Origin of the sequence: Streptococcus sp. 2020WUSS084 (assembly GCF_044427445.1) — a bacterium.
In the GTDB taxonomy this organism is placed as follows: domain Bacteria; phylum Bacillota; class Bacilli; order Lactobacillales; family Streptococcaceae; genus Streptococcus; species Streptococcus suis.
Window position 1 is genome coordinate 51,336 of record NZ_JAOTGC010000012.1, and the last position, 12,510, is coordinate 63,845.

Annotated in this window: 8 protein-coding genes and 2 pseudogenes; 1 reads left to right on the plus strand and 9 read right to left on the minus strand. The window is 40.8% G+C overall.

The features are described 5' to 3' along the window. Position 1 precedes the first annotated feature (1 nt). The 6 genes and pseudogenes from ODU50_RS07720 to adhE all read right to left on the minus strand — a co-directional run bounded on the left by ODU50_RS07720 (position 2) and on the right by adhE (position 8,587). A complete protein-coding gene (locus tag ODU50_RS07720; RefSeq protein ID WP_029752364.1) occupies positions 2-1,105 on the minus strand; it encodes an AAA family ATPase in 1,104 nt (367 codons plus the stop codon). Between the two features lie 14 nt (positions 1,106-1,119). Then, positions 1,120-1,758, minus strand: a complete 639-nt coding sequence (locus ODU50_RS07725) for a restriction endonuclease subunit S (RefSeq protein WP_398581392.1) — start codon at positions 1,756-1,758, stop codon at positions 1,120-1,122. Further along, positions 1,753-2,866 (minus strand): annotated as a pseudogene (locus tag ODU50_RS07730) (restriction endonuclease subunit S); the annotation flags it as partial. The gene ODU50_RS07725 and the pseudogene ODU50_RS07730, both read right to left, overlap by 6 nt. Positions 2,867-2,880: 14 nt before the next feature. After that, a complete protein-coding gene (locus tag ODU50_RS07735; RefSeq protein ID WP_105153395.1) occupies positions 2,881-3,888 on the minus strand; it encodes a virulence RhuM family protein in 1,008 nt (335 codons plus the stop codon). Beyond that, a complete protein-coding gene (locus ODU50_RS07740) occupies positions 3,878-5,434 on the minus strand; it encodes a type I restriction-modification system subunit M (protein ID WP_105153396.1) in 1,557 nt (518 codons plus the stop codon). The genes ODU50_RS07735 and ODU50_RS07740 overlap by 11 nt, the downstream gene beginning before the upstream one ends. 501 nt (positions 5,435-5,935) lie before the next feature. Further along, positions 5,936-8,587: a bifunctional acetaldehyde-CoA/alcohol dehydrogenase gene (gene adhE / locus ODU50_RS07745; RefSeq protein WP_074391397.1), complete on the minus strand. Its 2,652-nt coding sequence runs from the start codon at positions 8,585-8,587 to the stop codon at positions 5,936-5,938. Between the two features lie 452 nt (positions 8,588-9,039). Here adhE and adhP point away from each other — a divergent pair, with 452 nt between their 5' ends. After that, positions 9,040-10,065: an alcohol dehydrogenase AdhP gene (gene adhP, locus ODU50_RS07750; RefSeq protein ID WP_105153397.1), complete on the plus strand. Its 1,026-nt coding sequence runs from the start codon at positions 9,040-9,042 to the stop codon at positions 10,063-10,065. Positions 10,066-10,145: 80 nt separating this feature from the next. Here adhP and hisS read toward each other — a convergent pair whose 3' ends face one another. The 3 genes and pseudogenes from hisS to ODU50_RS07765 all read right to left on the minus strand — a co-directional run. Beyond that, positions 10,146-11,429, minus strand: coding sequence for a histidine--tRNA ligase (hisS, locus tag ODU50_RS07755; protein ID WP_105153398.1), 1,284 nt, complete (start codon positions 11,427-11,429; stop codon positions 10,146-10,148). A gap of 114 nt (positions 11,430-11,543) precedes the next feature. Then, on the minus strand, positions 11,544-12,245 hold the full coding sequence (locus ODU50_RS07760) for a hypothetical protein (protein ID WP_105153399.1): 702 nt from the start codon (positions 12,243-12,245) through the stop codon (positions 11,544-11,546). 157 nt (positions 12,246-12,402) lie between these two features. Further along, positions 12,403-12,510, minus strand: a pseudogene (locus ODU50_RS07765) (IS30 family transposase); the annotation flags it as partial.

Below are 12,510 nucleotides of genomic sequence, written 5' to 3' on the forward strand. Positions count from 1 at the left end.
GTTACTCCTCTTTATAGAAATGATATCGGTCAATAAAATCATGAAATAAGTATACCAACATTTGCTTGTGGGTAGAATTTAATTCTGTCGTTTCTTCCGCTGAGTGCTTAGAGTGACTAGAAAAGTCTAAAATACGCTTCTTATAGGCTTGTCGCACATCATCAGTAGCTTCTTCTGGAAATAATTCCTTCCAGTCTTTATATCCCAGAAATGTTGAAGTTTTTTCATATAAGTTGCGAAGAAAATTGAAATGAAATTTTTGAATACTATCCTCAGCAATCGCTTTAGAAATTTGTTCACAAAGAAATAAATGGTAGGCAAAAGGAGAGTCCTTACGCTGAGTGTGCAGTTGATATGTACCATCTTCCAGCTTTTCCAATCTGTACTTACCCGCATTTCCAAATTCATTATGTAGGACATTATAAAACAGCGGATTATGAGTTGTAATAATAAATTTCAGACCTAACCTTTCATCATTGCTCTCTTTTATTAATCCTGCAAGATTCGATGCTACTTCTATTAAATGATTTTCATCTAACGAGGAGACTGGGTCGTCTATAAAAATGTATTCAAGATTATCAAAATCTCTAGTGCTTCGCTCTTCCGCTTCAGCAATTTTTCTCTCACTAATAACCAACTCTAGTAATGTGTAAAAGATAGACCAAATAAAGTTGCTTTCCTCACCTTTAGAAAGTTTGACTTGCTCACGTATCTCTTCATTTCCCCTTTGAAATATAAAAATAACTTGATTATTCACCAAATCAAAACTAGGGTTTAATTTATCATCTGTGTGATGCTGAAAATTTTTAATAATATTTTGATCCTGGCCTTGCTCTTCTATAATCCAAGTCAAGAATGAGTTCGGTTGTACCTTTAATTTATAATCTTTGTTATTTTCTAAATCATTGTCCCAGTAAAATAAGTCTTCGGTAAAAGCACTATAATAAATAATTTTATCTCTTGTAGGACTATCATCACCTTGAACTATATTTTTAAATGCTTTTGATAACCGAGTTTTTCCAGTCCCATTAAAAGCATATATCAACTGGACTGTTTTAGGAGATTGTCTCAATTCCTCTGCAATTTCTTCTAGTCTTTTTCCCATACTATTTCCCTAATTTAAAATGTCAATAATTTATCTCTAAAATACTCATACTGCTTCTGACGCAGTTCAATTTCCTTTGGCAAACCGTGAGAAATTGAGGTCGTCAACTCATCGAACTTGTCGAGAATAGAAACGATGTGGGATTGTTCGGAGAATGTCGGCAAAATAAATTGATAGTGCAAAACGGCTCCCTTATCTCCACGAGGCATTTTCGATCCTTTAGCATTCTGCATATCAAATTCAAAAAATCTATCATTAGCCAAAATATGGTAAATATAACGGTTTACCAGACAATCTTTCACTTGATTTTGGATAACCAAAACATCTGGACTTGCTCCACCTGAATTTGTCGCAAACCAAATCTTCTTCAAATATGGTCTAATATTACCAATCAGAATATTTCCTTCTTCGTAAATATTAACTTTTACATTTTCAGGAAGATAAGTTGCATCCAGTTTTCCTGCTCTATTTTGCAAAAGATTGTCTACACCAATATAACTCTTAGAAGATAAGTCGCCAGTTGATATTTTTTGGTTGCCGTATCTCGCCACAGCCCCCAACTCTATCCGTATAGTTCCAAAGACCCACTGCAAGAGGCGAATTAGGTCGGACGCTCCCCGCTCACTGTCCACTGTCCACTGTCCAGGATACACGCCTTCGGCGGTGAATGTCAAGAGTTTTTCTCTAAAATATTCATACTGTTTTTGGCGTAGCTCAATCTCCTTGGGCAGCCCGATATTAAGGTCGTTACAAACCGCATCAAAGTTATCAAGAACCTGAACGATGCGTTGTTGGATAGGGAAAGAAGGAACGGGGATGGGGATTTTATTCAGAATAGCTTGGGTCAAACTTAGTCTTGTTGGATTTGTTGCCATACTCTCCAAATCAATGGTAGTTAGGTAATAATATAAATATCTTGGCACAACCTGGCTTTCATCAATTTCAGTATAATAAATCGTATCAACATTCCAAAAAGGCTTTTCGAGATAAAATAAATTAGATATAGACCCCTTTCTAGGAATTAAGACAGTCGGTTTGTCATACGCATATTCTGAGACAAACTCTCCCATCGCACCACCACTACCATAGACCGGAACATCACCAACAGAAAGACTTTTCCAATCTTTTCCATTTTTCAATTTTGCAACATCCTTAAGCGTCTTCCATTCCACCTGATAAACTTTATTGTTCGCCCCCCCCCGAATTATTACTATCAAAATTCAACAAATAATCTCTAAAATAATTATATTGCTTCTGTCGGAGGGTCAATTCTGCGGTCAATTCTGCGGTCAATTCTGTAACATATTCCGTGAATTTGTCAAGTATTTTCACAATTTCTTCCTGAATTTCTAGTGAGGGGATGGGAATTTTTATTTTCAATATTTTATCTTTCGATATTGAATATGGGACTGCTGTTCGATTTGAAATCGAGTACAGATACTCTTGTTTATTAGATAGCACATAATATAAGTATTTATTTACCAGAATATCCTTCGGGTAGACTGAAAAACATACATCATTTGCCCAAAACTTTTCTTTTTGCATATTAACATAACCTGCTGTACCATACTGGGCTATAGTGATGGTACCTGCTTCTCTGTTGTAATTATCAGTATATCCCATGTAGCCTGTCCCGCCACTGACTACTGGATACCCACTTGGTAAGAGTTGATTTTTTGTAATTCTCACCCCTCGCTGGATTTCACACACTTCCCCCAACTCTTTCCACTCTATACCATTATGGCAGAGTTCAGCTATCATTTCTTCTATTTTGGTCATTTTTTCTCCCCCTCTTGAGCTGTTTTTTCTAGGTGTTTGATGTGGGCTAGGTAGTCTTTTTCAACTTGACTGAGGGTCTTGGCTTTATATTTTCGGTACTCTTGACTGACTTTTTCCGTCATCTGCTCGCGGGATATAGTTCCTGCATGGGTCAAGAGGTCCTCACCCGTTGCCTGTAATATCCGATCTACGTGCTGAATCCAGTCTGCCATGGTCATGACAATCTGACGTTGGGCCTGCCTCTCAGCAAAATCCAAATACCCCGATACCAACTGATTGAGACCTTGCAACTCTTGCTCGGTCAGATAATTTTTGGCAACTGTAGCCTCCGACAAAGTTGGCAAGTCACCCTTGAAGGTCGTCAAGCCCATAAATTCCTTCTCACTATCTACTCTAGTGTAAATCAGTTCACTTGCGGTATGGTGATGAATGGCGTAATGCAACTTATTCTGCACCGTTGCAAAAAATTGCTGGGCTTCACTACTTCTTGCATTATAGTCACTTGAGGTCGCAAACAAGTCTAAAATCTGACGATAAAACACTTTTTCGCTTGAACGAATGTCTCGAATGCGGTCAAGGAGTTCCTTGAAATAAGCTCCCCCACCCAAATTTTTCAAACGGTCGTCGTCCATAGCAAAGCCTTTGATCAAGTACTCTTTTAAAACCGTTGAAGCGTAGTTCCGAAATTGTACCCCACGAGGTGACCGTACTCGGTAGCCGATAGCCAGTATCATATCCAGATTGTAGTAAGCAGTTTTTCGGCTCTGGGTTTTGCCTGCCATTGCCCCGTGTTGAGTGGTTGTCAACTGGTAGTTGACAACCACTTTTTCATCAAGTTCTCCGTCCTCAAAAATAGCCTTAATATGCTTGCTGATATTCTGCTTGGAAGTCTGAAAAAGTTCCGCTAACTCCAACTGGGTCAGCCAGACTGTTCCATTGTCCAGATGAAGTTCGATTGATGCATTGCCGTCATCTGTTGTGTAGATGATGATATCATTGGTCATGACTCAACTCCTCCACAATCTTGTCAATCTCAGCACGCAGACGGTCAATATTTTTCACAGTTTCAGCGATATCTTTGTTCAACTGAACGATGTCAATCTTCTCTCGCGTATCTTCCTTTTCTACATAGGTCGAAACAGACAGGTTGTAATCATTTTCGACAATCTTCTCATGTGATGCAACTGAAACAAAGTATTCCTTATCTTCTCCCTTGTCAAATCCATCTAAAATATTCTGGATATTGTCTTCGGTTAAGATGTTATTATTGGTTTCTTTTTTAAATTCCCGACTGGCATCGATAAAGAGTGTATCTGTCGTATTCTTATTTTTAGCCAAAACAAGAATACAGGTGGCAATAGAGGTTCCAAAAAAGAGATTGTCTGGTAGCTGAATAACAGCCTCCACAAAGTTTCCGTCTACCAAATACTTCCGGATTTTTTGCTCCGCACCTCCGCGATAAAAAATACCAGGGAAGGTCACGATGGCTGCTCTGCCTTTTGACGAAAGATAGGAAAGACTGTGCATGATGAAGGCAAAGTCAGCCTTGGACTTGGGAGCCAAGATCCCAGCTGGTGCAAAGCGATCATCATTGATTAAGGTTGGATCATCGCTGCCAATCCACTTGATAGAATACGGTGGGTTGGACACGATGGCATCAAAAGGCTTGTCGTTGCCATGTTTGGGGTCCAGCAGGGTATTGCCACGCTCAATGCTAAATTTATCATAGTTAATGTTGTGAAGAAACATATTCATCCGAGCCAGGTTATAGGTAGTCATATTGATTTCCTGCCCATAAAACCCATCTTCAATAATGTGCTCGGTAAACTGCTTCTTGGCCTGAAGCAAGAGAGAGCCTGAACCACACGCAGGGTCGTAGATTTTGTTAATCTTATTCTTCTCATCTTTCCCCAGCATGACAATCTTAGCCAGCAACTTGGACACACTTTGAGGGGTGAAAAATTCCCCGCCTGACTTACCAGCATTTGAGGCATAGTTTGAAATCAAGAACTCATAAGCATCACCAAAAAGGTCGATTTTGTTGTCCTCGAAATCCCCAAAATCAAGATTGGCAATCTCTTCTAAAATATCCACCAAACGCTGATTTCTTTCTGCAACGGTATTTCCCAGGCGGTTACTCCGCGTGTCAACATCATCAAAGAGGCCCTTGATATCATGCTCACTATCATAGCCAACCGCACTATCCTCAATGGCATCAAAAATCTTCCTCAACTCCGTGTTGAGATTTTCGTTACCTCTAGCCTGTTTCACCACATTTGAAAATAACTGCGACGGATAGATAAAATATCCCTTGGTTTTGACTGCATCATCCTTGATGACATCTGTAATCTGCCCCTCTGGAAAATTAGCATAATCTACATCTGGATCTCCACCCTCGATGTAATTTTTAAAATTCTCACTGATAAAACGGTAGAACAGAATTCCCAAGACGTACTGTTTGAAATCCCAACCATCTACTGCTCCTCGTACCTTATCTGCAATCGCCCATATTTTCCGGTGAAGTTCCTGTCTTTGTGCTTGCTCTGACATCATCATTACCTCAATTTACTAAAAACTAGTATTAGTATACCATTTTTTCAATTGCTAGAGAACCCTGTCCCTATGGATATTTTCTCCCCCAACATACAACACAACTTCAAACGCATAAATTACCAATATAGACTAGTAAAGTCAGATTTCGCAATGACCTTTACCTTATCAACATTTATTAATCAACTATTCATGCACAAAAACACCAACCTACTCACGTAAGCTGGTGTTGAGAAAGTTTTGGAGGCTAGTCCAATTGTTTATACAATAATTATTAAGAAATGATTTGTTAACAAACACTTGCATGTTCATTTTGAAATCAGTTTTTCCTAAGAGAGTCTAGGTGGCGAAGGCGAAGCTAAATCACCAAGGGATGATTTTCTAAACGAGACAAGGCGAACGACCGAAATAATTCTAGTCCTAAGTCTTTCTAGGCAGATTGACGAAGGTAGAACTGAAGTTCACCAAGGAAATCTAACGACGAAAGACGACGGAATAGGATTATTTCAAACGACCTGGACGTTCTTTATAACCGTAGTAGGCGTCTTCGATGATTTCTTGCATGTGGTCAACCATTGCTAGACGTGGGTTAGCTGGTGTACATTGATCTTCGTAGGCAAGAAGAGCCAATTCGCGAGAGTGTTCTTTAAGTTCTTTCTCGTCGATACCTTGTGCTTTCAAGTTCATTTGGATACCGATACGTTCACCGAGGTCGTAAACTGCTTGTGCGTATGCAGCAACAGCTTCTTCTGGTGTTGAACATGGCAAGCCTAGAAGACGAGCGATGTCTTGGTATTTTTCATCTGCTTTATAGTAGTTGTACTTAGGCCATGTAGCTGTTTTAGCTGGACGAGTACCGTTGTAGCGGATAACGTATGGAAGCAAGATAGCGTTTGTACGACCGTGAACAGTATGGAAACGTCCACCAATCTTATGAGCCATTGAGTGAGAAATACCTAGGAATGCGTTGGCGAAGGCCATACCTGCCATAGTTGATGCGTTGTGCATTTTCTCACGTGATACAAAGTCAGCATTCTTCACTGAGCTTTCAAGGTTTTCAAATACTAGTTTGATAGCTTGAAGTGCTAAACCATCTGTAAAGTCGTTTGCTACTGTTGAAACGTATGCTTCTGTAGCGTGAGTCAATACGTCCATACCAGTATCTGCTGTAACGTGTGCAGGTACTGTCAATACGAGTGCTGGGTCAACGATTGCCACAGTTGGTGTCAGTGAGTAGTCAGCAATTGGGTATTTACGGTTGTTTGCTTTATCAGAGATTACGGCGAACGGTGTTACTTCTGAACCTGTACCTGATGTAGTTGGAATCGCGATAAACTTAGATTTCTTACCAAGTTCTGGGAACTTGAAGGCACGTTTACGGATATCCATGAATTTTTGAACTAGGTCATGGAAATCAACTGTTGGTTGTTCGTAGAAGAGCCACATAACTTTGGCAGCATCCATTGGTGAACCACCACCGAGTGCGATGATTGTATCTGGTTTGAAGGTACGCATCAATTCTGTACCTTTATAAACTGTTGTGATGTCTGGATCTGGCTCAACGTCTGAGAAGATTTGGTAAACAACTTTATTACGACGAAGGTCCAATTGTTCGATGATACGATCTAGGAATCCAAGTTCTACCATGGCACGGTCTGTAACAATCATGACACGTTCAACGTCACGACATTTTTGGAGATATTGGATAGAATCACGTTCGAAGTATGTTTTAGAAGGAACTTTAAACCATTGCATATTATTTCTACGTCTTCCTACTTTCTTGATGTTGAGCAAGTTCATAGCACTTACGTTATCACTGATTGAGTTGCGTCCGTAAGAACCACAACCAAGTGTCAATGATGGCAAGAATGCGTTGTAAACATCACCGATACCACCGAAAGTAGATGGAGAGTTCCAAATAACACGGATAGCACGTACGATTGTACCAAACTCTTTCGCCAATTCTGCGTCTTCCGTATGAATAGCTGCAGAGTGACCGAGACCGTGGAATTCAACCATTTGGCGAGCTGCTTCAAGACCTTCTGCACGACCATCAACTTTCAAGACGGCAATAACAGGTGACAATTTCTCACGAGTCAATGGCTCTTTTTCACCGATTTCAGCAACCTCAGCTGCCAAGATGTTTGTACCTTCTGGTACTGAGAAGCCAGCCTGCTCAGCAATCCATGCAGCTGGGCGACCAACGATGTCCGCATTCAATTTGCCTTCTGCACAGTTTTTGCTGTTAGCTTTCACACCGAAGCAGTATTCTTCAAGAAGAGCTTTTTCTTTCTTATTAACGAAGTAAGTTTTGTAAGACTTGAATTCTGCTACAAACTCATCGTAAACTTCTTTATCAATGATAACTGCTTGTTCTGACGCACAGACCATACCGTTGTCAAATGACTTAGACATAACGATGTCATGTGCTGCCTGACGGATGTTTGCAGATTTTTCAATATAGGCTGGAACGTTACCTGCACCTACACCAAGGGCAGGTTTACCACAAGAGTAAGCTGCACGCACCATTGCGTTACCACCAGTTGCAAGGATTGTTGCAATACCATCATGTTTCATCAACTCAGACGTTGCTTCCATAGATGGTTTTGTTACCCACTGGATACAGTTTTCAGGGGCACCAGCTGCCACAGCTGCTTCATAGACAACACGAGCTGCATGAGCAGAAGATTCTTGTGCAGATGGGTGGAAGGCAAAGACAATTGGATTACGTGTCTTCAAGGCAATCAATGATTTAAAGATTGCTGTAGAAGTTGGGTTTGTTGTTGGTGTGATACCACAAACAACACCGACCGGCTCAGCAATCAAAGTCAAACCTGTCACTTCATCTTCTTCGATAACACCAACAGTTTTCGTGTGGCGCATGTTATTGACAACGTGCTCACAGGCAAACAAGTTCTTAGTAGCCTTGTCTTCGAATACACCACGCTTGGTTTCTTCAAAGGCGTGCATTGCCAATTCACCGTGTTTATCAAGGGCTGCAACCGAAGCTTTCGCTACAATATAGTCTACTTCTTCTTGACCAAGTTTACGGAACTCATCAAGAGCAACCAAACCTTTTTGAACAAGCTCATCGACGTGCTTGCGCGCTTCTACCAACTTTTCTTCTGGTGATACTACTTTTTTATCAGCCATTGTGTTCCTCCAAATATACTCGCTAACTATTTGTTAACTTTTTCACAATGTTATTCTACTATTTTTTATTTTATTTGTAAAGAGAAATTGTTAATTTTTTCACATTTTTTCTGTTTTGTTATAGAAAGCGCTTACTTTTTCTTGTTTTCAGTAAACGTTCAGATTTGTTTCTGCTTTGTTTGGTCAAAAAATACATAAAGTAAGACAAATCTTTATCATTTATTCTTTCTCTAACATTTACGATACTAGTTTATCAAGAAAACGCTTCCAAGTAAATAGATTTTTTTGAAAATATTGTAGTAATTACGTGATAATTTTCAATTTCATATTCATTTGTCCCTTCTTTTCTACTCTTGCATTTTTGTCTACATTGTGATATTCTTAACAATATAAAACAACTATATTAACACATCCAAAAATGTACATAAAATATTAAAACAGGAGGTCTGCTTATGAAAGCAGTCGTTGTAAATCCAGAATCTACTGGTGTTGTCGTTGTCGATAAGGAACTTCGTCCACTCGAAGCTGGTGAGGCTTTGGTCCAAATTGAGTACTGTGGTGTTTGTCACACTGACCTCCACGTTGCCAATGGTGATTTTGGTAAGGTTCCTGGTCGCGTGCTTGGTCACGAAGGAATCGGTATTGTTACGGAAATCGCACCTAGTGTTACCAGCCTAAAAGTTGGTGATCGTGTCAGCGTTGCTTGGTTCTTCCAAGGCTGTGGTATGTGTGAATATTGTACAACCGGTCGCGAAACTCTCTGCCGTACCGTAAAAAATGCCGGCTACTCTGTTGACGGTGGTATGGCTGAGCAATGTATTGTAACAGCGGACTATGCAGTAAAAGTTCCAGAAGGTCTTGATCCAGCTCAAGCAAGTTCTATCACTTGTGCTGGCGTTACCTGCTACAAAGCGATTAAAGAAGCTCACTTGGAACCAGGTCAATGGATTGCTATCTATGGTGCTGGTGGACTCGGAAACCTTGCTGTACAATACGCTAAAAAAGTCTTCAACGCTCATGTTATCGCCGTAGACATCAATAATGATAAATTGGAACTCGCCAAAGAAGTTGGTGCAGATGTGACGATCAACGGCCTTGAAGTAGAAGATGTTCCTGGTTATATTAAAGAAATTACTGGTGGCGGCGTACACTCTACTGTTGTAACAGCTGTTTCCAAAGTAGCCTTCAACCAAGCTATTGACAGTGTTCGTGCTGGTGGATATGTAGTAGCTGTAGGACTTCCATCTGAATACATGGACCTCAGTATCGTGAAGACTGTGCTAGACGGTATCAAAGTGGTCGGCTCACTAGTTGGTACTCGTAAAGACCTAGAAGAAGCCTTCCACTTCGGTGCTATGGGACTAGTTGTTCCAGTCGTTCAAAAACGTCCTGTCGAAGATGCCGAAGCAGTCTTCAATGAAATGGTTGCTGGCACTATCCAAGGTCGTATGGTCTTAGACTTCTGCCACTCACACTAATTCATTCTCCACTATTTTCAAGAAGTGATTATCCAATCGCTTCTTTTTTTGCTTTCTAAAATAAAAAGAAGCAGCCTAGACTACTGCTTCTCCAATTCTTCTAAAATGCTTGCAAAATCTGTTTTGAGTGCTTCCAAGCTTGTTTCAATTTGACTTCTTGTCTGGTTATTTTTAACCACAACCTGTCCAGATTCGATTTCGCTGCCACCCAGGGCAATGATGACCTTAGCGCCAAAGACATCTGCTGACTTAAACTGGGCTTTGAGCTTGCGGTCAAGGTAGTCTCGCTCTGCACGGAACCCTTGCTTGCGGATGGCTTGAACCAACTCAAGCGCTCCGCCATTGGCCTCCTGACCCAAAACAGCTATGTAAACATCTAGCTGGGTATCGAGAGGGAGCTCGATACCTTGCTTTTCAAGGACTAGGATGAGGCGCTCAATCCCCATGCCAAAGCCAAAAGCTGGTGTTTCAGGTCCGTCAAAGTAGGTCACCAAACCATCATAACGACCGCCGGCACAGATGGTCAGGTCGTTGCCACCTACCTCGGTCATAAACTCGAAAATAGTATGGTTATAGTAGTCCAAACCACGCACCATGTTGGTGTCAATCACATAAGCAATGCCTAAGCTGTCCAACATAGTCTTAACCGCTTCAAAGTGAGCAGTACTTTCTTCATCTAGATAGTCCAAGATGGACGGTGCATTTTCCACTGCGACCTTGTCTTCTTTTTCCTTGGAATCCAACACACGCAAAGGATTTTCTTCTAGACGGCGCTGGCTATCCTTGGAAAGCTGGTCCTTGAGCGGCGTCAGATAGTCAATCAAGGCCTGGCGATAAGCGGCACGGCTCTCTGGATTGCCCAGACTGTTGAGGTGGAGGCGGATGTCCTTGATTCCCAACTCTTCAAAGAAGTGATAGGCCATAGCAATGGTTTCCACGTCTGTCGCTGGGTTATTGGAACCAAAGCACTCCACACCAATCTGGTGGAACTGACGGAGACGACCTGCCTGCGGACGCTCATAGCGGAACATTGGACCCATGTAATAGAACTTAGCTGGCTTTTGCACTTCTGGAGCAAAGAGCTTGTTTTCTACATAAGAACGAACAACCGGTGCCGTCCCTTCTGGACGGAGGGTGATATGACGCTCTCCCTTATCATAGAAATCGTACATCTCCTTGGTCACAATGTCTGTCGTATCTCCAACCGAACGACTGATCACCTCATAATGCTCGAAGATCGGTGTGCGAATCTCAGCATAATTGTACTGTTTAAAAATGCTGCGGGTAAAGTTTTCCACATACTGCCATTTGGCAGAATCCTGCGGTAGTAAATCCTGTGTTCCTTTAGGTTTTTGTAGTTTCATGGACTTTCTCATTTCTCTAAATATTGCCCTTTATTTTATCATATTTTGGGCTTTTTTGGAAATGGCAGAGCAGATAAAAAGCCATGTCTACTGACATGACCTTGTTTAAAAGAACTATTTCTTATCCACAATTTGGAAATTCAAGTCGGCCACTTCAATCTCAACTTCAAGTTTTTCTTCTGAATTCAGATTGAGGAGGTTTTCTAAGGCTGTTTCCGCAAAGGCCGCCACTTTTTCTTGGCGTTTTGCGTCATTCAATACTTCCTCACTTGTCTTGTAAATAGCTTCTTGGGATTTATCATTTAGAAATTCCTGAGCCTTTTGTCCAGAAGTGAAGACATCGACCGCCTTATCTACGATACCATTGCTATTATTGCTGATTTTGATTTCTCCATGTTGCTGCGAATCAACTTCAACAAGCACAGGTTTCTTGAAGGTTAAGGTATTGTTTTGAATCTGAACATCTGACTGACCAATGCCCTCCAAGACCAGCTTGAACTCCGTCTGAACAGGAATATCAACAGACATTTCACGGCCTACAAAGAGCTTGGTAATCGGTTCTGTCCAGTCTGGCCATTCTTTAAGTTTGTTATTATCAAAGGACTGTGGAACTGTCATATCCACTTCGGCACCTGCTACAACCAGTTTGCTTTCTGCTTCAAACTTTTTGATAACAAACTTATATTGAGCCGTATGGGTTCCTTGGAACCAAGCAAAGATACTATTTCTAAACCAGAAGACTCCTAGACCAACAACCAGTAACAAAACCAAGAGGCTAGCCAACTTTTTCGCAAAAAACTTTCCAACTGTTTTCATACAGTTCTCCTTCATATTGAATAATTGGAACTCGTCCTATAACCATTATATATATATGCTGTCAAGTATTTTTTGTATTTTTTGCATTTTTTGAACATTTTAGCAAACTCACTTTGAGAAGTTAGGAAATAAAAATCTCCCAAATTTCAAGTTGAAGTTAGCCACCCAAAAGAAATTCACTTGGCGACTTGTAGTCCAAGCATTTTTTAGGGTAGTTGTTAATCCAATTTTCGATAAAAGCGACTTCTTTCGGAGTCGTTTTCTT

What these genes read in the sequence shown, in the direction of transcription:
- adhP (WP_105153397.1), top strand. Translation starts at nt 9,040, where the DNA reads ATGAAAGCAGTCGTTGTAAATCCAGAATCTACTGGTGTTGTCGTTGTC.
- ODU50_RS07735 (WP_105153395.1), bottom strand. Translation starts at nt 3,888, where the DNA reads ATGACCAATGATATCATCATCTACACAACAGATGACGGCAATGCATCA.
- ODU50_RS07740 (WP_105153396.1), bottom strand. Translation starts at nt 5,434, where the DNA reads ATGTCAGAGCAAGCACAAAGACAGGAACTTCACCGGAAAATATGGGCG.
- ODU50_RS07720 (WP_029752364.1), bottom strand. Translation starts at nt 1,105, where the DNA reads ATGGGAAAAAGACTAGAAGAAATTGCAGAGGAATTGAGACAATCTCCT.
- ODU50_RS07760 (WP_105153399.1), bottom strand. Translation starts at nt 12,245, where the DNA reads ATGAAAACAGTTGGAAAGTTTTTTGCGAAAAAGTTGGCTAGCCTCTTG.
- hisS (WP_105153398.1), bottom strand. Translation starts at nt 11,429, where the DNA reads ATGAAACTACAAAAACCTAAAGGAACACAGGATTTACTACCGCAGGAT.
- adhE (WP_074391397.1), bottom strand. Translation starts at nt 8,587, where the DNA reads ATGGCTGATAAAAAAGTAGTATCACCAGAAGAAAAGTTGGTAGAAGCG.